Origin of the sequence: Amycolatopsis sp. A1MSW2902 (assembly GCF_017312175.1) — a bacterium.
GTDB lineage: Bacteria > Actinomycetota > Actinomycetes > Mycobacteriales > Pseudonocardiaceae > Amycolatopsis > Amycolatopsis nivea.
Genome location: NZ_QJPO01000001.1, coordinates 7,263,635 through 7,282,174, shown reverse-complemented (window position 1 = coordinate 7,282,174; position 18,540 = coordinate 7,263,635). Strand labels below are relative to the sequence as shown.

At 68.7% G+C, this 18,540-nt stretch carries 19 protein-coding genes and 1 tRNA gene; 10 read left to right on the top strand and 10 right to left on the bottom strand.

Going from position 1 to position 18,540, the window contains the following annotated elements; genetic code table 11:
* Positions 1–146 precede the first annotated feature (146 nt).
* The 4 genes from DMP23_RS33895 (at position 147) to DMP23_RS33880 (ending at position 2,835) form a co-directional block, all read left to right on the top strand.
* The gene (locus DMP23_RS33895; RefSeq protein WP_200864287.1) at positions 147–1,100 is read left to right on the top strand and encodes a class E sortase; all 954 of its coding nucleotides are present in this window, start codon (positions 147–149) and stop codon (positions 1,098–1,100) included.
* Entirely contained in the window at positions 1,100–1,258 is a 159-nt protein-coding gene (locus tag DMP23_RS33890) for a hypothetical protein (RefSeq protein WP_162836037.1), read from the top strand. The genes DMP23_RS33895 and DMP23_RS33890 overlap by 1 nt, the downstream gene beginning before the upstream one ends.
* Positions 1,228–2,223 (top strand): LLM class flavin-dependent oxidoreductase, encoded by a 996-nt coding sequence (locus DMP23_RS33885; protein WP_337823511.1) that lies wholly within the window; start codon positions 1,228–1,230, stop codon positions 2,221–2,223. Before DMP23_RS33890 ends, DMP23_RS33885 begins: the two co-directional genes overlap by 31 nt.
* A 120-nt stretch (positions 2,224–2,343) precedes the next feature.
* On the top strand, positions 2,344–2,835 hold the full coding sequence (locus tag DMP23_RS33880) for a hypothetical protein (protein WP_337823510.1): 492 nt from the start codon (positions 2,344–2,346) through the stop codon (positions 2,833–2,835).
* A 55-nt stretch (positions 2,836–2,890) separates the two neighbouring features.
* Here DMP23_RS33880 and DMP23_RS33875 read toward each other — a convergent pair whose 3' ends face one another.
* Both DMP23_RS33875 and DMP23_RS33870 read right to left on the bottom strand, forming a co-directional pair.
* Positions 2,891–3,277 (bottom strand): SCO5389 family protein, encoded by a 387-nt coding sequence (locus DMP23_RS33875; RefSeq protein WP_037809185.1) that lies wholly within the window; start codon positions 3,275–3,277, stop codon positions 2,891–2,893.
* A 130-nt stretch (positions 3,278–3,407) separates the two neighbouring features.
* Positions 3,408–4,007 (bottom strand): TetR/AcrR family transcriptional regulator, encoded by a 600-nt coding sequence (locus DMP23_RS33870; protein ID WP_337823509.1) that lies wholly within the window; start codon positions 4,005–4,007, stop codon positions 3,408–3,410.
* A 62-nt stretch (positions 4,008–4,069) separates the two neighbouring features.
* On the opposite strand from DMP23_RS33870, the gene DMP23_RS33865 reads away from it, so the two are divergent.
* Positions 4,070–4,972: an NADP-dependent oxidoreductase gene (locus DMP23_RS33865; RefSeq protein ID WP_337823508.1), complete on the top strand. Its 903-nt coding sequence runs from the start codon at positions 4,070–4,072 to the stop codon at positions 4,970–4,972.
* 2 nt (positions 4,973–4,974) lie between these two features.
* Here DMP23_RS33865 and DMP23_RS33860 read toward each other — a convergent pair whose 3' ends face one another.
* Positions 4,975–6,291: an FAD-dependent oxidoreductase gene (locus DMP23_RS33860; protein WP_037809190.1), complete on the bottom strand. Its 1,317-nt coding sequence runs from the start codon at positions 6,289–6,291 to the stop codon at positions 4,975–4,977.
* Positions 6,292–6,402: 111 nt separating this feature from the next.
* Here DMP23_RS33860 and DMP23_RS33855 point away from each other — a divergent pair, with 111 nt between their 5' ends.
* The 4 genes from DMP23_RS33855 to DMP23_RS33840 all read left to right on the top strand — a co-directional run bounded on the left by DMP23_RS33855 (position 6,403) and on the right by DMP23_RS33840 (position 8,932).
* Positions 6,403–7,047 carry an aminodeoxychorismate/anthranilate synthase component II gene (locus DMP23_RS33855; RefSeq protein ID WP_337823507.1) on the top strand — a complete coding sequence of 215 codons (645 nt, stop codon included), beginning with the start codon at positions 6,403–6,405 and terminating at the stop codon, positions 7,045–7,047.
* Between the two features lie 14 nt (positions 7,048–7,061).
* A complete protein-coding gene (locus tag DMP23_RS33850; protein ID WP_337824472.1) occupies positions 7,062–7,865 on the top strand; it encodes an ATP-binding cassette domain-containing protein in 804 nt (267 codons plus the stop codon).
* A complete protein-coding gene (locus DMP23_RS33845) occupies positions 7,853–8,497 on the top strand; it encodes a hypothetical protein (RefSeq protein WP_134664625.1) in 645 nt (214 codons plus the stop codon). The genes DMP23_RS33850 and DMP23_RS33845 overlap by 13 nt, the downstream gene beginning before the upstream one ends.
* A gap of 105 nt (positions 8,498–8,602) precedes the next feature.
* Positions 8,603–8,932 carry an effector-associated constant component EACC1 gene (locus DMP23_RS33840; protein WP_134664623.1) on the top strand — a complete coding sequence of 110 codons (330 nt, stop codon included), beginning with the start codon at positions 8,603–8,605 and terminating at the stop codon, positions 8,930–8,932.
* 70 nt (positions 8,933–9,002) lie between these two features.
* Here DMP23_RS33840 and pknB read toward each other — a convergent pair whose 3' ends face one another.
* The 7 genes from pknB to DMP23_RS33805 form a co-directional block, all read right to left on the bottom strand.
* Positions 9,003–10,994 (bottom strand): Stk1 family PASTA domain-containing Ser/Thr kinase, encoded by a 1,992-nt coding sequence (pknB, locus tag DMP23_RS33835; RefSeq protein WP_037809471.1) that lies wholly within the window; start codon positions 10,992–10,994, stop codon positions 9,003–9,005.
* Positions 10,991–12,235, bottom strand: coding sequence for a serine/threonine-protein kinase (locus tag DMP23_RS33830; RefSeq protein ID WP_037809201.1), 1,245 nt, complete (start codon positions 12,233–12,235; stop codon positions 10,991–10,993). Before DMP23_RS33830 ends, pknB begins: the two co-directional genes overlap by 4 nt.
* A gap of 3 nt (positions 12,236–12,238) precedes the next feature.
* On the bottom strand, positions 12,239–13,702 hold the full coding sequence (locus DMP23_RS33825; RefSeq protein WP_134664619.1) for a peptidoglycan D,D-transpeptidase FtsI family protein: 1,464 nt from the start codon (positions 13,700–13,702) through the stop codon (positions 12,239–12,241).
* Positions 13,699–15,186, bottom strand: a complete 1,488-nt coding sequence (locus DMP23_RS33820; protein ID WP_037809207.1) for an FtsW/RodA/SpoVE family cell cycle protein — start codon at positions 15,184–15,186, stop codon at positions 13,699–13,701. Before DMP23_RS33820 ends, DMP23_RS33825 begins: the two co-directional genes overlap by 4 nt.
* Positions 15,186–16,562 (bottom strand): PP2C family protein-serine/threonine phosphatase, encoded by a 1,377-nt coding sequence (locus tag DMP23_RS33815; protein WP_037809208.1) that lies wholly within the window; start codon positions 16,560–16,562, stop codon positions 15,186–15,188. Before DMP23_RS33815 ends, DMP23_RS33820 begins: the two co-directional genes overlap by 1 nt.
* Entirely contained in the window at positions 16,559–17,020 is a 462-nt protein-coding gene (locus tag DMP23_RS33810; RefSeq protein WP_037718919.1) for an FHA domain-containing protein FhaB/FipA, read from the bottom strand. The genes DMP23_RS33815 and DMP23_RS33810 overlap by 4 nt, the downstream gene beginning before the upstream one ends.
* A 102-nt stretch (positions 17,021–17,122) precedes the next feature.
* The gene (locus tag DMP23_RS33805; RefSeq protein WP_337823506.1) at positions 17,123–18,283 is read right to left on the bottom strand and encodes a DUF3662 and FHA domain-containing protein; all 1,161 of its coding nucleotides are present in this window, start codon (positions 18,281–18,283) and stop codon (positions 17,123–17,125) included.
* Between the two features lie 130 nt (positions 18,284–18,413).
* Between DMP23_RS33805 and DMP23_RS33800 the strand changes: the two genes are divergently transcribed.
* Positions 18,414–18,499 (top strand) — tRNA-Leu (locus DMP23_RS33800).
* The last annotated feature ends 41 nt before the right edge of the window (positions 18,500–18,540 follow it).

The window sequence follows — 18,540 nt, the reverse complement described above, 5'->3', positions numbered from 1 at the left end:
AGGGTGACCCCCGCGGCGGTGATTTCGGCGGTCCGCGCGATCCCGGACCCCGCCGTACCGCGGAGTTCCGCGCCGAAGGCGGTCCGCAACGACGTCCCGGCGACCCAGGCGGACGTCCTCGCCGCCAGCCGGAAGAAGGCCGGCAGATGCCTCGCCGAGTCGGCGCCGCGGCCCCGGACCCGTCCCGGCGGCGGATGACCGGCCCGGAGTTCGCCGAGCAGCCGACCGAGGTGTTCTCCGCGGTCGCGGTGGAGGACAAGGACGACAAGAAGGCGAAAAAGACCCCGCCGCCGCTGGGCAAGGGCGGGCTCGCGATCCGCACCGCGGGCGAAATCTTCATCACGCTCGGCGTGGTCGTGCTGCTGTTCATGGTGTACGAGGTGTGGGTCACCGACCTGTTCTCCGCCGAGAAACAGCACACCGCGAGCGACCAGCTCGACGGCGACTGGGCGAAAGACCGCACGCTGCACCCCGAGCTGATCGACGGCAAGGCGTTCGCGCGCATCCACATCCCGTCGTTCGGCGCGGACTGGAACTTCACCATCCAGGAAGGCACCGGCGAGGATTCGCTGGCGATCGGCCCCGGCCACTACAAGGGAACCGCGCTGCCGGGCGAACCGGGCAACTTCGGCGTCGCCGGGCACCGCGTCGGCAAGGGCGCGCCGTTCAACGACCTGGACAACCTGAGTTCCTGCGACCAGATCGTGATCGAAACGCACACCGATTTCTTCATCTACCAGGTGCTGCCGTACGACGACGAGGTCAAGGGCTGGAGCAGCGGCAAGGGCGCGCAGCCGGAGTGCAAGGGCGTGTCGACGCTGCGCAACTCGAGCATCCCCGGCGGCGGACCGTACGACGAGACGTTCGGCCGCAAGGTCGTCCAGCCGAGCCAGGGCGACGCGGTGAACCCGGTGCCGTACAAGCCGGCCGGGGCGCTGCCGAAGGCGCAGCAGGCTTCGCTGCTCACGCTCACCACGTGTCACCCGCAGTTCTCGGCGAAGGAACGGTTGATCATCACCTCGGTGCTGACCCGCCAGGTGCCGAAGACGCAGGTGCCGGATTACACGACGTTGCTGAAGAAGATCGGAGTCGCGTCCTGATGTACGGCTGGCTCTGGCGGCATCTGCCCGGACCGTTCGCGGTGAAGTTCGTGATCGCGCTCGTGCTGGTGCTCGGAATCGTGGCGCTGCTGATGTTCGTGGTGTTCCCGTGGCTGGACCCGCTGCTGTGGTTCAACAACGTGTCGGTGAGCAACTGAGGTTCGGGGTCTTCCTGGTCTCGGGCCGCTTCCCAGGCCAGGACGACGCCGCCGTACTGCGCCGCACCGTCCACGCGGCTCGCGCGGCCGAAGCCGCCGGTTTCGACGACGTGTGGCTGGCCGAGCACCACTTCATGCCGTATGGCGTGTGCCCGTCAGCCATCACGCTGGCCGCGCACGTGCTAGGCCAGACGTCGCGAATCGATGTGGGCACGGCGGTAAGCGTGCTGTCCACGACGCATCCAGTGGCGTTGGCAGAACAGTGGTCCATGCTCGACGCGGTTTCTGACGGCCGCCTGCGATTAGGCGTCGGCCGAGGTGGGCCGTGGCAGGACCTGGAGGTATTCGGGACCGGATTGCCGCGCTATGAAACGGGTTTCGCCGAGTCGCTGGACCTGTTGCTGACCGCCACTGGCGGCCGAGTCTCGGCCCGGGGCGCGCATTTCTCCTTCCGCGAGGTACCGCTGCGCCCGACTCCGCAACGAGCCCCGAATGTCGTGGTGGCCTGCGGCGGCCCGACTTCCTCCGCAGTCCGGCTGGCTGCGAAACGTGAGCTGCCGTTGTTGCTGGGCCTGCACGCGGATGACACAGAGAAGGCCGCCACTGTTGCTGCTTACGGTGCTCCCGCGGCCCACGTGTCGACGGTGCTGTGCCAGGTCGGCGACGATGCTTCCGCGGTGGTGCGCCACGCTTTGCCGGGATGGCTGGCGGATGGCTTGGCTGCCCATGTGCCGGTGGACGATCGGCCTGGACCGGCGCGGGATCCTTGGGAGTACACGGAAAAACTGTGCGCGATCCATCCGGTGGGGTCGGTTGAGCATTGTGTCGAGACTCTGCGGACGAGTTTTGCGCGCACTGGGGTGTCGCACGTGATCATGTTCGTGGAAGCTTCCGGCACGGAGGAAGGCACGATGGCAAACATCGCGCGGATCGGTGCCGAGGTGTTGCCCGCACTGCGGGGATAGCCGGACGCTGGTTTTCCGGACACGGGGTTCGCGCGCGACTATCTCACGCCCTGTAACACCGATGGCGATCCTTGCGAGTTCAAACCTGACACGTTCAGCGGCGAACGGTGGGGAGAACGAATGTCGGCTCACAAACTCATCGGTTTTGCCATCGCCGCAGCTGTCTTGGCGATTTCCCTGTCCGGATGCGGATCGTCGACAGGTGCCGATCCAGCAGAACCTGCCTCGCCAGTGTCGACGTGGAAGAGCATGTTCGACTCGAGCACGGTGAACCCCTCGGCACCGTTGCCGACCACGGAGAGCACGTCCGTCCCACCTGCGGCGAACGATTTCGAGATTGCGCTGAAGACCGTTTCCAAGCATTGCTTTGGCTCTGCCGGTTGCAATGTGGTGGTAGAGCCGAAATTCACGTACAAAGGCACCTCGGATCTGGATCACTACACGTGTGACATCACGTACGAGATCACCGGTGACAAGAGCGGTCCGATCACGGAGACCGCAACGGGCACGACCCCGGGGAAAACGATGGTGCGCAACACCGTGATGACTACGTCCTCCACGAAGACCAAGGTCGCCGCGGCGGTGACTTCAGCCGAGTGCAAAGCAAGCTGAAGCGGCCCGGCCAGAGAAACCCTGACCGGGCCGGTCGTCCAACCCGAAACCGGACTCAGCAGTCCCGCAGTTCAGGGCTCTGGTTCAGCAACTGCCCCCGAGGCGAAACGAACGCCCGGTACCGATCCCCGTCCGTCTCGCGGAACACTGCTACCCGGTGGCAGTTCTGGAACGCCAGCTTCACTCCGAAATGCCGCTCCAGCCCGCCCCGGATGGCGTCTGAGGCCAGTGCTCGCAGCAGTTGACCGCGGGCGGTCTCGTCCGGCGGCGGGGTTTCGTTGTCCGCGAATCCGTCCGCGGCGGTGTCTGCTTCCGCGATCACTCCGGTGATGACCTCCCACGCGTACGGCAGCGATTCCCGTACGCAGGCCACGAACTCGGCGTCGGAGACCTCCCCGCGTTCGGCCTTTTCCAGCAGCGCGGGCGATACGTCCAAGGACAAGACAACCTCCATGGTCAGCGGTACCCCTCAGAGCTACCGGCCAGCCCGACCCGGCCACAAGAGAAAACGAGTTTCATCACCACTTTGGTGGATCACTCCCACCGGAACAGCCGCACGGTGAGCATCCTTGCTAAGCGCGGCCGAGCGGCACCCGCACAGCTGGCGGCAGAGGTCCGGCATCCGGGTGCGCCCGGAACGACTGGATCAGCAACGCCGTGAACCGACGCACCGCTGCGACCCGCGCAGAAGCTGGTTCCACCTGGATCCCCTCGTTGGCGACCAATGCCAGCACGAGGTCTTCCAGTACGAAATCCGCGCGCAGTTCGCCAGTGTCCTTCGCTCGGTGGATGAGTTCGAGCAGCAGCCGCAGGGTGTGGGCTCGGTCGGCGGCGAAGTCGAGTCGCCGGGGCAGTTGTGCGACGAACGCGCGAAAGCCCTGCTCACGGGCATGCGCCTCGGTCAGCTTCTCCAGCACCAGGACGAAACCCTGCCACGGATCAGCCGCCGCCAGGCCCTCTTCGACGATTGATGAGCACAGCGCCAGTTCCTCGGCGAACGTTTCGGCGATCAGCGCGTCTTTGGTCGGAAAATGCCGGTAAACCGTCGCGACGCTCACCTCGGCCTGCCGGGCGATCTCCCGCATCGGTACGCCATATCCGCGGACCGCGAAAGCCACCCGCGCCGCCGCGAGGATGCGGACTCGGTTGTGGGCGGCGTCGGTCCGTCTCACTTCGGCCGCCACCTCTCTCACTTCCGGCTGGATCGCTGACCTGCTGGAATACCTTCGGGCACATGAAAGCCGTCCAGTTTTCCCAGTATGGCCCGCCCAGCGTCGTGCACGTCGCCGATGTCGCCGAACCGCACGCCGGACCCGGGGAGATTCGCGTTTCCGTGCGCGCGTCCGGGTTTTCCGCGGGCGAAACCATCATCCGATCGGGAGCGCGCAAGGACACGATGCCGGTGACGTTCCCGTTCCGGACGGGCTACGACGCTGCTGGCGTGGTCGACGAGGTGGGCGACGGGGTCACCGGAATAGTGCCCGGCGAGCACGTCTTCGGCATGACCGACGCGAATCGTCGGGGAGCCAACGCGGAGTACGCCGTCTTGGTGCATTGGGCTGCCAAACCGCACGCCTGGAGCTGGGCTGAGGCGGGCGGTGCCGCGGGCGCGATCGAAACCGCGACCCGGGTGTTGGACCAGCTTCCTGGCGGAAGGATCCTGGTGAACGGCGCGGCGGGCGGCGTCGGCACGGTCGCGGTTCAGTTGGCGATCGCGCGCGGGGCCGCCGTTATCGGCACGGCGAGCCCGCGCAACCACGATTTCCTGCGTTCCCTCGGGGCCGAGGCAACGACGTACGGTCCGGGGCTGGTCGACCGAGTCGGCAGCGTCGACGCGGTCTTCGACTGTGCCGGGGGCGCATTGCCGGACCTGATCGAGATCGCCGGAGACCCCGCGCGGGTCGTGACGATCACCGATACCACCGCGCCACAGCACGGCGTGCACTTCTCGCACGGTGCCGCGCTCCCTGGTGCGGATCCGTTGGCAATACACGGACTTGCCCCCGCAGTAAAGCTCGCCGAGGGAGGCCGCTTGCGGATTCCCGTCGCAGCGACCTTCCCGCTGAGCGAGGCCGCGGCCGCGCATGAGCTGAGCGAAAGCAGGCACGCCCGCGGGAAGATCGTCTACCTGAACTGACCTCAGGCGCGCGAAACCCGCACCATCTCGTCGCGTTCCACGACCTTCACCCGCTCGCGTCCCTCGGCCTCGCCGAGCGACTTCTCGTGCGCGTCGAGTTTGCCCCAGCCTTCCCAGGTGGTGAACGAAATCCCGCGCGCGGCAAGGAATTCCAGGATCGCGTCCGGCGACGAATGCCGCGGCGCGGCGAGGGTGTCCGCGTCCGCCAAGAGGTTCGCGACGGTCTCGGCCGCGTCGCCCTTCGTGTGGCCGATCAGGCCGACCGGGCCGCGTTTGATCCAGCCGGTCACGTACACGCCGGGGACCTGGTTCTCGTCCAGGTCCAGCACCCGGCCGCCCTGGTTCGGGATCACGCCCGCGGTGTGGTCGAACGGGATTTCCGGCAGGTGCGACGACAGGTACCCGACCGCGCGGTACACCGCCTGCACGTCCCAGTCGTGGAACTCGCCGGTGCCGACGACCTTGCCGTCGCGGTACTCGGTGCGTTCGGTGCGCAGGCCGACGACCTTGCCGTCCTCGCCGAGCACCTCGACCGGTGCGTGGAAGAAGTGCAGGTGCAGGCGGCGCGGGCGGGTGCCCTCGTCGCGGATCGCCCATTCCTGCAGCGTCTTCACGACCATGTCGGTCTGCTTCGAGGACCGCAGTTCGGCGACGCTGGCCTCGTCGAACTCCATGTCCTCGGGGTGCACGATCACCTCGACGTTCGGCGAGTGGTCCAGCTCGCGCAGCTCCAGCGGCGAGAACTTCGCCTGGGCCGGACCGCGGCGGCCGAACACGTGCACGTCGGTGACCGGGCTGGCCTTGAGGCCCTCGTAGACGTTCGCCGGGATGTCGGTCGGCAGCAGTTCGTCGGCGGTCTTGGCGAGCACGCGCGCCACGTCCAGCGCGACGTTGCCGACGCCGAGCACCGCGACCGACGACGCGGTGAGCGGCCAGGTGCGCGGCACGTCCGGGTGGCCGTCGTACCAGGACACGAAGTCGGCGGCGCCGTGGCTGCCGTCGAGGTCGATGCCGGGAAGGTCGAGCGCGCGGTCGGCCATCGCGCCGGTGGCGAAGATGACCGCGTCGTAGAACTCGCGCAGGTCGTCCAGCTTCAGGTCGGTGCCGTAGTCGACGTTGCCGAGCAGCCGGATGTTCGGCCGGTCCAGCACCTTGTGCAGGGCGTTGACGATGCCCTTGATGCGCGGGTGGTCGGGCGCGACGCCGTAGCGGATCAGCCCGAACGGCGCGGGCATGCGCTCGAACAGGTCGATCTCGACGTCCGCGTCGGACTTGTCCAGCAGGTCGGCGGCGTAGATGCCGGCGGGGCCGGCGCCCACCACGGCGACACGAAGGATTCGGCTCACCCGCTCCACGGTAAGTTAGGTGATCCTAACAATCACTGTGATCTGGCGTACGGTCCAGCAGGTGGGAGCCGCTAAGCTGGCGGCATGCGCGTTCTCGTCGTCGACAACTACGACAGCTTCGTCTACAACCTCGTCCAGTACCTGGCGCAGCTCGGCGCCGACTGCACGGTGTGGCGCAACGACGTCGTCGACCTCGATCGCGTGCCGGACTTCGACGCGGTGCTCGTCTCCCCGGGTCCCGGAACGCCGGAACGCGCAGGTCAGAGTATTGAAGTGATCGCGAAATGCGCCGAGACGCGCACGCCGATGCTGGGCGTCTGCCTCGGCCACCAGGCGCTGGGCGTGCACTTCGGAGCCACCGTCGACCGCGCGGACGAGCTGCTGCACGGCAAGACCAGCCAGGTGCGGCACACCGGCTCCGGCATCCTCGCCGGGCTGCCGGAGGAGTTCACCGCCACTCGCTACCACTCGCTCACCGTGCTCCCGGACACCATCGATCCGGACATTTTCGAGGTCACCGGCACCACCGAAACCGGCATCGTGATGGGCATGCGGCACCGCGAACTGCCGCTGGAGGGCGTGCAGTTCCACCCCGAATCCGTGCTCACCGAATGCGGCCACCGGATGCTGGCGAACTGGATGGCCTCGGCGGGCCACCTGGTCGCGCCGACCGTCGTCGACGACCTGGAGCGGGCCACCCGCACCCTGCAGAAGGCCGCGACTGCGTGACCGCGCCGACCCCGCTGATCCGGCTCAGCGGAGTCGGAAAACGGTACGGCAGCGGCGAACCCGTCCTGACGCACATCGATTTCGAGGTGCCCGCCGGACGGGTGGTCGGCATCCTCGGCACTAACGGATCGGGCAAATCGACGCTGCTGCGGATCCTCGCCGGGGTGTCGCGGGCGTCGTACGGCGACATCACCGGAAACCCGGCGGTCGGCTACCTGCCCGACCGATTCCCCGGCGGCCAACGGCTGAGCGCGCGGGCGTACCTGCGGCATCTGGCGCGGATCCGCGGGCTGACTGACCTGTCCGGAATCGATCCGCTGCTGAAACGGCTCGCGCTGGTCGGCAGCCCGGATGCACAGCTGCGCACGCTGTCGAAAGGCAACGCGCAGAAGGTCGGCCTCGCCCAAGCCGTGCTGGTGCGCCCGGATCTGCTGATCCTCGACGAACCCTGGTCCGGCCTCGACGTCGGCACGCACGCGGTGCTCGGCGAACTGGTCGCGGAAACCCGCGCACGCGGCGCGAGCGTCGTGTTCACCGACCATCGGCCGGACGTCGTGCGCGAACACGCGGACGAGGTGTACCGGCTCGCTTCCGGCCGGGTCGCGCCGCTGGAAACGCATCCGGAGCGGAAGCGGATCACGCTGCTGCCGGTGTCGTCGAGCGTCGACAACTGGTCCGCCGAACCAGGCGTGCACGCGGTCGCCGACCAAGCGGGCGGCGTGGTCCTGACGGTCGACGCCGAACACGCCGACGCCGTGCTGCTGCGCGCGTTGTCCGGCGGCTGGTCGGTGCGGGAGGTGGCGCCGTGCTCGCAGTGAGCCGCTATTACCTGGCGCTGCTCGGCCATTCGCAACGCTATTTGCCAGCCGGGCTCGCGTACCTCGCGTTGTGCTCAATCCTTTACGCAGACCCGAGTTCGCCAGTGCTTCCGCTGTTTGGCGTGAGCGGCGCGGGGGTTCTCGTACTCGGCTGTTGGCTCACGATCGCGTTGCTGGACATCGAAGATCCGGTGCAGCGCCTGATCACGCTCAACCACGCGGGCGGCAACCGCAAAACCATCGGCGGCGCGGTGCTGACGGTGTTCGGCTGCACCTTGGTGTGCACGCTGGTGACCGTCGGCTGGGCGGCGACGCATCGGAATCAGTTGCAGGCGCAGATCATCGGTGCCGGGCTGGCGACCCATCTCGCGTGCGCTCTGGTCGGCATCGCGATCGGCCTGCCGTGCTCGCGGCTGCTGGTGTCGCGCATCGGCTGGACGGTGCTCGCCGCGGTTCTCGTGCTGGGCGTGGTGCTGCTGGGAAAGTGGGTTCCGCTGGTGCATCCGCTGCTGCAAGCGCTGATGAACGGCTCCCCGTACGGCGGCCCGCTCGGTTTGGCGACAGGCACGTCGGTGGTGCTGCTGGCGGCGAGCATGACGGTGGTGGGCACGGTCTCGACCCGCCGCTCCTGACTCTTTCTGCAAATTGCATTCGGCAAATGCCGATTTGGGGGTTCCGGGTCGGGCAGCGAGTCGGTTACCCTCGCGCCGTCTGTTGGGCCCGGGAGGGGAGCATCCGTGACGGCAGGGATCGCCGCGATCACCGTGGACGGCTCAGCGGACGAGGTGCGGCACCTCGTTTCCTGGCTCGGCGCCGAGGACGAACTGGCCGGGCGCGTGCGGCTCGCCGGGCCGGGCAGCGGCGTGGTCGTGATGGTGAGCAGCCGGTCGGCGGGAACCTTCTGCCGGTCGCTTTTCGGCTGGCTGCACCGGCAGCGCGACGGACGGCAGGTGTCGCTCACCGTGAAGCGCTCCGGGGCCGTCGAAGAGCTGGACGTCGACTGCGGCGGTGGGCACGACGTGGACGAGGTGCTCGCCAGCGTGCGGAATTTTCTCGACCAAGACTGATCGGCCGGCGCGAAAAAAGGGCCCGCACGGTGCGCACCGTGCGGGCCCTCCTTAGGCGTTGCGAGCGGGGTCAGCCGCCGTTGTTGTTGCGGATCCCGCCCGGCGGGAAGATCCCGCCGGAGCTCGACGTCGGCGAGCCGCCGCTGCCGTCGTCCTCCTTGATCGTCAGCATGATCGGCTGGGTCGGGCTGATCTGGCTGCCTGCCTGCGGGTTCTGCTTCACCACGGTGTTGGCCTTGCCGCTGCCGGACGAGGTCGACTGCGTTTGGATGCTGCCCGACCAGCCAAGGCTCTGCAGCTTCTGCGTCGCCTGGTCCGAGGTCATCCCGGTCAGGTCCGGCATCTGGATCTGCTGCGGACCGGACGACACGGTCAGCTTCACCGTGCTGTTCGGGGGCAGGTTGCCGCCGTTCGGCTGCTGGTCGATGACCTGGTCCTTCGGCTGGTCCGAGGCCTGGTCGACCCGCTGGGCCTTGAAACCGGCGTTCTGCAGGATCTGCTTCGCCGTCGCGTAGTCCTTGCCGACCGTGTTCGGCACTTCCTTCTGGTTGACGCCGGACCCGACGACGATGTCCACCGGCGTGCCTTCGGTGGCCGAGGAGTTCGCGGTCGGGTTCTGCGACACGACCTTGCCGACGTCGTCCGGGGTGTCGACGGGCTGCGAGGTCGTGTTGCCGAGCTTCAGCTTGGCCTGTTCGAGCGCCGTCTTCGCGTCTTCCGCCGACTTGCCGTGCAGGTCCGGCACGGTGGTGTTGCCCGGCTTCTGCCCGACGGTCAGCGTGATCGTGGACGTGGTCGGCACCGTCTTGCCGACCTCCGGGTCGATCGCGATGACCTTGCCGATCTGGTCCTCGGTGCAGGTCTGCCCACCGGGGTTGCTCGCCTCCGGACCGCACACCACGTTCTTGTTCGGCGCGAACGACGAGAAGCCCGCCTGCTGCAGCGCCGCCTTCGCCTGGGTGACCTGCTGGTTGACCACCGGCGGGATCTGCGCCGTCTCGTTCTTGTCGCGGAACGACCCGCTCAGCCAGAAGATCAGCAGCACCACACCCGCCACGAGCAGCGCGGCGATCACCCCGAAGATGATCCGGCGGCGGCGCTTGGCCCGCGGGTCCTCGTCCGGCTCGTCGGCGTAGTCGTCGTAGGCCACCGGCTGGCGGCGGTCGGCGTTCATCACCTGGGTGCGCTCGTCGTCCGACATCACCATCGGGGCCGACGGACGCTGCCCGGACAGCGTCCGGACCAGGTCCGACCGCATTTCGGCGGCCGACTGGTACCGGTTCGCCGGGCCCTTGGCCAGCGCCTTCAGCACGACCGCGTCCAGCTCCGGCGACACGGCCGGGTTCACCGACGACGGCGGGTTCGGGTCCTCCCGCACGTGCTGGTACGCCACCGCGACCGGGGAATCGCCGGTGAACGGCGGCTCGCCGGTGATCAGTTCGTACAGCACGCAGCCCGCCGCGTAGACGTCCGACCGGGCGTCCACCGACTCGCCGCGCGCCTGCTCCGGCGAGAGGTACTGGGCGGTGCCGATGACGGCCGCGGTCTGCGTCATCGCCGACTGGCCGTCGTGCATGGCGCGCGCGATGCCGAAGTCCATCACCTTGACGGCGCCGTTCTTCGTGATCATCACGTTCGCCGGCTTCACGTCGCGGTGCACGATGCCGTGCCGGTGCGAGAAGTCGAGCGCGGCGCAGACGTCGGCCATGACCTCCATCGCGCGCTTCTGCGACAGCGGGCCCTCGGTCTTGACGATGTCCCGCAGCGTCCGGCCTTCGACGTACTCCATCACGATGTACGGCAGCGGACCGACGTCGGTGTTCGCCTCGCCGGTGTCGTACACGGCGACGATCGCGGGATGGTTCAGCGCGGCCGCGTTCTGCGCCTCGCGCCGGAACCGCTCCTGGAACTGCGGATCGCGGGCGAGGTCCGCGCGCAGGACCTTGATCGCGACTTCCCGGCCCAGCCGCACGTCGTGCCCGTGGTGGACCTCGGACATACCGCCGTACCCGAGCGTGTCGCCCAGCTCGTACCGATTGGAGAGCAGTCTGGGTGTCGTCATCGCTTCGTGCCGTTCCATTCCGTCCAAGGTGTGGTCATCATGCCTTGCAGGCCCTGGGCCTCGCTCGTACCGGCCGGGGTGGCTGAGGTCGGTCCGCTCCCGCTGTCCACGCTTCGCGGCGGTCCTCCGTTGCCGGAGGACACCACTCTCGCGATCAAGAACGCCACGGCCACCAGGACCACGACGATGACCACCGCGAGCAGCACCCACCAGCCCCACTGGTTCCGTTTCGGCGGCGGGACCGGCGGACCGGGCGGGCCCGGCGGAGCCGACAGCGGCCGGAACGCCGGGTTGGAACTGGGTCCGACCGGGGCACCGGCCGCCTGCGGCACTGCGGGCGGAACCGGTGGCACCGGCGGTGCCTGACCTGCCGCGTAGGCGGCGTTGACCAGGCCGAGCGGGGTGGGCAGCGGGCGGCCGGCGCGGACCGCGGCGATCGCGCCCGCGAACTCGCCGCCGCTGGCGTAGCGCTGCCGGGGGTCCTTCACGAGCGTCGCCTCGATCACCGCCCGCGCGCCCGGCGGGACGTCCGGCGGCAGCGGCGGCGGGACGTCGCGGATGTGCATCATCGCGACCGTCACCGCGTTCTCGGACAGGAACGGCCGGTGCCCGGCGAGACATTCGTACCCGCACACCGCGAGCGAATAGACGTCGCTGGCCGGTTCCGCGTCCTGGCCGAGCGCCTGCTCCGGCGCGATGTAGTGCGCGGTGCCCATGACCATGCCGGACCGGGTGACCGGGGCCGCGTCGGCGGCCTTGGCCACGCCGAAGTCGGTGATCTTCACCTTGCCCGCGGGGGTGACCAGGATGTTGCCCGGCTTCACGTCGCGGTGCACCAGGCCCTGTTCGTGCGCGGCCTGCAGCGCGGTGCCCGCCTGCTCGAGCAGGTCGAGCGTGTAGTCCGCGGTGAGCCTGCCGTGCTTGGCGAGGATGCCCGCCAGCGGATCGCCCTCCACGTACTCCATCACCAGGTACGCGATGGAGAGGTCCTCGTTGACCGTCTCGCCGTAGTCGTGCACCGCGGCGATCCCGGCGTGGTTGAGCGAGGCGGTCATCCGCGCCTCGGTCCGGAAGCGGTGCAGGAATTCGGCGTCGCCGGACAGTTCGGCCTTCAGCACCTTCACCGCGACGATCCGGTCGAGCCGGGTGTCGCTCGCCTGCCAGACCTCGCCCATCCCGCCGACGGCGATCCGGTTCGTCAGCTTGTAGCGCTCGGCCAGCAGCTGACCCGAGGACAGCATCGGCTATCCACCCCCGAGCCGGGCGGCGATGGCGGCACGGCCGATCTCGGCGGCCACCGAGCCGCCGGTCGCGGCGAGACCGCGGTTGCCGCCGTTCTCGACGATGACCGACACGGCGATCTGCGGGTTGTCCGACGGCGCGAACGCGGTGTACCACGCGTGCGGCGGGGTGTTCTTCGAGTCGGCGCCGTGCTCGGCGGTGCCGGTCTTCGACGCGATCTTCAGCGCGTCGTTCTTGCCGCCGCCCTTGGTGAAGGACTCCGACGCGATCATCATGTCGGTGAGGATCTTGTCGTTCTCCGGCGACAGCGCGGGCTTGCCGGTGAGCTGCTCCGGGTCGACGTTCTCGACCGTCGACAGGTCCGGGGCCAGGATCGACTCGATCAGCTGCGGCTTCATCGCGTAGCCGTTGTTCGCGACGGTCGCCGAAAGCAGGCAGTCCTGCAGCGGAGTGAGCCGGACGTCGCGCTGGCCGATGCCGCTCTGGTAGAGCGCGCCCGGCGAGTCGAGCGCGCCGACGGTCGAGCCGACGACCCGCATCGGCACGGTCAGGTCGTTCTGCCCGATGCCGAAGTTGGTCGCGGCCGCCTTCATCTTGTCCGCGCCGAGCTGGCCGGCGAACGTCGCGAACGGGACGTTGCACGAGTGCGCCAGGGCGTCCTTGAACGTGTTGCCGGGGCAGGTTTCGCCGCCGTAGTTCTCCAGCGTCGTGTTCGTGCCCGGCAGCTGCACGTTCGGCGCGGTGCTGATCTGGGTGTCCGGGCCGATCCCGCTCTCCAGCGCCGCGGTCGCGGTGACGATCTTGAACGTCGACCCCGGCGGGTAGTTCTCCGAGATCGCCCGGTTCAGCATCGGGTTCTTCGGGTCTTTGGAGTAGGCGTCCCAGGCCTTGTTCTGGTCGGTGCCGTGCGTCGCGAGCTGGTTCGGGTCGTACGACGGGGTCGAGACCATCGCCAGGATGCGGCCGGTCTTCGGCTCCATCGCGACCACCGCGCCGGTGTAGCCGCGCTGCGTCATCAGGTCGTAGGCGGCCTTCTGCACCTTCGGGTCGATGGTGAGCTTCACGTTGCCGCCGCGCGGATCGCGGCCGGTGACCATGTCCGACAGCCTGCGCACGAACAGCCGAGGGTCGGATCCGTTCAGCACGTCGTCCTCGGCGCGCTCGAGCCCGCCCGCGCCGTAGTTGATCGAGTAGTACCCGGTGACCGGGGCGTACATCGGGCCGTCGGCGTAGGTGCGGAAGAACTTGAACTTGTCGGTCGAGGGCTTCACGCCGGCGAGCACGGTGCCGTCCGGTGTGACGATCTGCCCGCGCTGCCGGGAGTACTCGTCGTAGAGCACGCGCTGGTTGCGCGGATCGGTGCGGTACGTGTCGGCCTTGATGACCTGGACGTAGGTGATGTTGGCCAGCAGCAGCACGATCATCGCGAGCATCGCCATGCCGACCTTGCGCAGGGGGGCGTTCACGCGGTCCTCCCGTTCGGGTCGCCTTCGGCGGGCGGACGCCGCACCATGACGGTGTGTGCCTCGGCGATCGGAGCCTGCGGCTGCTGCGGCTTCGGCCGGGAGGCCGGCCTGCGCGCCGCGTCCGAAATGCGCAGCATCAGGGCGACCAGGATGTAGTTCGCCAGCAGCGAAGAGCCGCCGTAGGACAGGAACGGCGCGGTGACGCCGGTTTCCGGGATGAGCGCGGTGACGCCGCCGACGACCACGAAGATCTGGATCACGATGGTGAAGGCGAGCCCGCCGCCGAGCAGTTTGCCGAACGTGTCGCGCACCGCCAGCGCGCTGCGCATGCCGCGCATCGCCAGCAGCATGTACAGCATCAGCACCGCGGCCAGGCCGATGAAGCCGAGCTCCTCGCCGATCGCGGCGGTGATGAAGTCGGTGCTCGCGGCGGGCGGGATGTCCGGACGGCCCGCGCCGAGCCCGGTGCCGCCGACGCCGCCGGTGCCGAGCCCGAACAACGCCTGCGCGAGCTGGTAACTGCCGCCGAGCACGTCGTAGCGAGGGCCGAGCGGGTCGGTCCAGTTCTCGACCCGCTGCTGCACGTGGCCGAACAGGTTGTAGGCGATGATGCAGCCGCCGATGAAGAACGTCAGCCCGACGACGACCCAGATCGCGCGTTCGGTCGCGACGTAGAGCATCACCAGGATGATGCTGAAATACAGCAGCGACGTGCCGAGGTCCTTCTCGAACACCAGCACGCCGATCGCGACGGCGGCGGCGATCAGGATCGGGCCGAGGTCACGGGCGCGCGGCAGTTCCACGCCGAGGAACTTCTTGCCCGCCACCATGAACAAATCGCGTTTGGACACCAGGAACGACGCGAAGAAGATCATCAGCAGGATCTTCGCGAACTCGCCCGGCTGGATCGAGAAGAACGGCAGCTTCAGCCACACCTTCGCGCCGCCCGCCTCGGACAGGCTGGCGGGCAGCACCGCGGGCAGCGCGAGCGCGCCGAGCCCGACCAGCCCGGCGATGTAGCTGTAGCGGGTCAGCGTGCGGTGGTCGTTGACCACCACGAGCACGATCACGAACAGCACCAGCGAAACCGCGGTGAACAGCAGCTGCTTGGTGATCTCCGGCGAGTACTCCTTGCCGCGCTGCATGAACGATTCGGCCTTCGCCAGATCGAGCCGGTGAATCATCACCAGCCCGATCCCGTTGAGCAGCGCGACGCACGGCAGCAGCACCGGATCGGCGTACGGGGCCCACCGGCGCACGGCGAGGTGCGTCGTGGCGAGCACGCCGAGGTAAGCGAGTCCCACCCACAGGATCGAGAGCGTCAGCTCCTGCTCCTGGTTGGCCTCGACGATGACCAGCGCGAGCGTGACGATGCCCGCCGCGAACGCCAGCAACGCGAGCTCCGTGCCCCTGCGCTTGGGGAGGTCTCGCGGCGGATTCGTGGCGAACTGGGCGGACGTCGGGTCGGCCAGCGGCTGGCCCATCAGTTACCGCCCCCCGTCGGCGGCGTACCCGCCGTCGAGCAGTCCCTCCCCGCAGGCTGGTTCGCCGACGAAGGCGTGCCCCCGGGAGGCGCCACGCTGGACGAGGGCGCGCCCGACTGCGGGGTGCCCGGAGGATTGGCCGGCTTGCAGTCCGACAGCTTCTTCTTGAGACGCAGGAAATCGTCGATGTACTTGCGCGCGTCGTCGAGGCTTTCGCGCTTCACACCGTTCTGCACGGCGATGCGCGCGTCCTCCTGCAACGCGGAGACGCGGAGCTTGTCGGTGCACAGCTGGCCCGGCGGGCACGAGCCCTGCTCGAGCGAGTGCAGGTCGATGCCGAGGATGCTGCCCGGGACGCCGCGGTAGATCACGACCTCCTGATCGGGGCCTTCTCCGACGTAGTACTGGCTGAGCACGAAGTATCGAGTCGCGATCGCGGCGGCGCCCAGCACGATCAGCACCACGACCGCCCCCACGAGCCAGCGGAACCGTTTCCGCCGTTTCGCTTTCGGGTCTTCCGGCGGGGGCTGCTGCTCCGGTCGCGGCTGCGGCGGCGGCTGGGTCAGCGCGCGCGCCCTCGCCGCCGGGGAATCCCCCTGATGCATCTCGTCGCTGCCGTCGCCAGCCGCGCCGCCCACGATCGGGGCGTCGTCGCCGAAATCGACGTCGACCACGTCGGCGATGATGACGGTCACGTTGTCGGTGCCGCCGCCCTTGAGTGCCAGTTCGATCATCCGGTCGGCGCAGTCCTGCGGGTCCGGGATCTGCACGGCCTCGGCGAGCGTTTCGTCGCTGACCATTCCGGACAAACCGTCGGAGCAAATCAGGTACCGGTCACCGGGACGCGCCTCGCGCACGGTCAGGCTCGGCTCGACCTCGTGTCCGGTGAGCGCCTTGAGCAGCAGCGACCGCTGCGGGTGCACCGCGGCCTCTTCCGGCGTGATGCGGCCCTGTTCGAGCAGTTCGTTGACGAAACTGTCGTCGCGGGTGATCTGGGCGAACTGGCCGCCGCGCATCAGATACGCGCGCGAGTCGCCGACGTGGACCAGACCAAGTCTGCTTCCCGCGAACAGGACGGCGGTGAGCGTGGTGCCCATGCCGTCCAGGTCGGGGTCCTGGGAGACCAGTTCGGCGATCGCCGCGTTGCCGTTCTGGACGGCTTCGCGAAGCTGGGCGAGCAGGTCGTCGCCCGGCTCGTCGTCGTCGAGCGGGGCGAGCGAGGCGATGACGACCTTGCTGGCCACCTCACCTGCGGCGTGCCCGCCCATGCCGTCGGCGAGCGCGAGGAGACGCGGGCCGGCGTACACGGAGTCCTGGTTGTTGGAACGCACCAGGCCCCGGTCGCTGCGGGCCGCGTAGCGGAGGACGAGAGTCATGGGCGAAGCTCGATCACCGTCTTGCCGATCCGGATGGGGACTCCGAGCGGGACCCGGAGGGGTGCAGTGACCTTAGCCCGGTCGAGGTAGGTCCCGTTCGTCGAGCCCAGATCTTCCACGTACCAGTCCTCCCCGCGCAGCGCGATCCGGGCGTGCCGGGTCGATGCGTAGTCGTCGTCGAGCACCAGCGTCGAGTCGTCGGCCCGGCCGATCAGGATCGGCCGCCCGTCGAGCGCGATGCGGGTGCCCGCGAGGGCCCCGTGCGTCACGAGCAACTGCTGCGGGGCCTTGCTGCCCCGCGGCTTCTTCTCTTTGTTGCGGCGGAAGGACGGCACCTGGACCCGAAGGCCCGACGCGGCGTAGAGGTCCGAGCGCACGACTCGGAGCGCGGCGAACACAAAGAGCCAGAGCAGCACGAGAAAGCCCACTCTGGTGAGTTGAACGACCAGCTCTGGCACTTGTTGTGTCCGCTCCCGCCTGTGCCTGCAAGCCGCGGCGCCACGCGCACCGCGGTTCCCCCCGCATGACAATTCTGCGGGAACCCCGTGGACGGTCTGCGATCAGCCCTGGGTTCGGAACACCAGAGACGAATGACCCACCCGGATCACGTCGCCGTCCGCCAGCTGCCACGTCTGCACCGGAGTGCCGTTGACCGTGGTCCCGTTGGTCGACCCGATGTCGGCGAGCGTCGCGCTCTGCCCGTCCCAGGTGATCTCCAGGTGCCGCCGCGAAACGCCGGTGTCCGGAAGCCGGAAGTCCGCGTCCTGCCCGCGGCCGACGACGTTGCCGCCCTGCTTCAGCGAGTAGGTGCGGTTGGAGCCGTCGTCCAGCTGGAGGCTCGCCTGAAGCTGCCTGCCCGCGGCCGGGGCGCCCTGCTGCGCGTACGGGTCCTGCCCGTAAGCCGCCTGCGGCTGGCCGCCGTACTGGTCGTACCCGCCCTGCTGGCCGTAACCCTGGTCGTACCCGCCCTGCGGAGCCTGGCCGCCGTAACCCTGGTCGTAGCCGCCCTGCTGGCCGTAACCCTGGTCGTAGCCCTGCGCGGGCGGCTGCCCGCCGTAGCCCTGGTCGTAACCAGGCTGCGGAGCCTGTCCGCCGTACTGGTCGTAGCCCTGCGCGGGGGGCTGGCCGCCGTAGCCCTGGTCGTAGCCCTGCGCGGGAGGCTGGCCGCCGTAACCCTGGTCGTACCCGGGCTGCTGGCCACCCTGCTGTCCGTAGCCGTACTGGCCCTGCTGGCCGTACGGGTCACCCTGGTCGTATTGGCCGTAGCCGGGGGGCTGGCTCATTGGTGGGTCTCCTGCGTTGCTGGGTCGTGCCGACCGTGACGGCCCTTCTCCCGCAGTGTCGCGGGCGTCGGGATCGACGGACGAACGGGTCTTGAACTGTCCAGTATGCAGCGCCTCGTTGCGCTCGAGTGATACGACGACGTCACCATAGGTGTCCCAGCCCTGCGCGGCGAGGTGTTCCGCCACCGCCCTCGCGAGAACCCCGGTGACCCGCTGCTCATCGCCGGCCATGCGATCGTGGTCAGCCGCCCCCAACGACACGATGTAGTGATTCGGGGCGAGCTGCCGACCGCCTGCCAGCTCACGAACGTTCTCCTCGCCTTCCCTCTCGAGCGCAACCGCCACTTCCTGCGTGACGACGTTGCCGCCGAACATGCGCGCGAAAGTATTCCCCACCAGGTTCTCGAGTCGCCTGTCAAAGCGCTCAACGCGACCCACCGGGGACAACCTCCTCACACGTGTGCTTCCGCATCGATCCTATCCGGGGGAGGAAGGGTTGGGCATGCCCCCGGTGAAACCCGTCAGAAGGCCCTGCTAAGCTTTGCTGGCTGCCTCAAGGAAGCAACTCGGGCGAGTGGCGGAATGGCAGACGCGCACGGTTCAGGTCCGTGTGTCCGAAAGGACGTGAGGGTTCAACTCCCTCCTCGCCCACCATGGTCAGGCCCCCAGCCGCTTGCGCGACTGGGGGCCTTTTC

Bases quoted from the DNA above. Each gene is read 5' to 3' on its own strand.
- DMP23_RS33830 (WP_037809201.1), bottom strand. From the start codon at position 12,235: ATGCTGTCCTCGGGTCAGCTGCTGGCCGAGCGCTACAAGCTGACGAAC.
- DMP23_RS33880 (WP_337823510.1), top strand. From the start codon at position 2,344: ATGTCGGCTCACAAACTCATCGGTTTTGCCATCGCCGCAGCTGTCTTG.
- DMP23_RS33890 (WP_162836037.1), top strand. From the start codon at position 1,100: ATGTACGGCTGGCTCTGGCGGCATCTGCCCGGACCGTTCGCGGTGAAG.
- DMP23_RS33855 (WP_337823507.1), top strand. From the start codon at position 6,403: ATGCGCGTTCTCGTCGTCGACAACTACGACAGCTTCGTCTACAACCTC.
- DMP23_RS33895 (WP_200864287.1), top strand. From the start codon at position 147: ATGCCTCGCCGAGTCGGCGCCGCGGCCCCGGACCCGTCCCGGCGGCGG.
- DMP23_RS33815 (WP_037809208.1), bottom strand. From the start codon at position 16,562: ATGACTCTCGTCCTCCGCTACGCGGCCCGCAGCGACCGGGGCCTGGTG.
- DMP23_RS33865 (WP_337823508.1), top strand. From the start codon at position 4,070: ATGAAAGCCGTCCAGTTTTCCCAGTATGGCCCGCCCAGCGTCGTGCAC.
- pknB (WP_037809471.1), bottom strand. From the start codon at position 10,994: ATGACGACACCCAGACTGCTCTCCAATCGGTACGAGCTGGGCGACACG.
- DMP23_RS33820 (WP_037809207.1), bottom strand. From the start codon at position 15,186: ATGGGCCAGCCGCTGGCCGACCCGACGTCCGCCCAGTTCGCCACGAAT.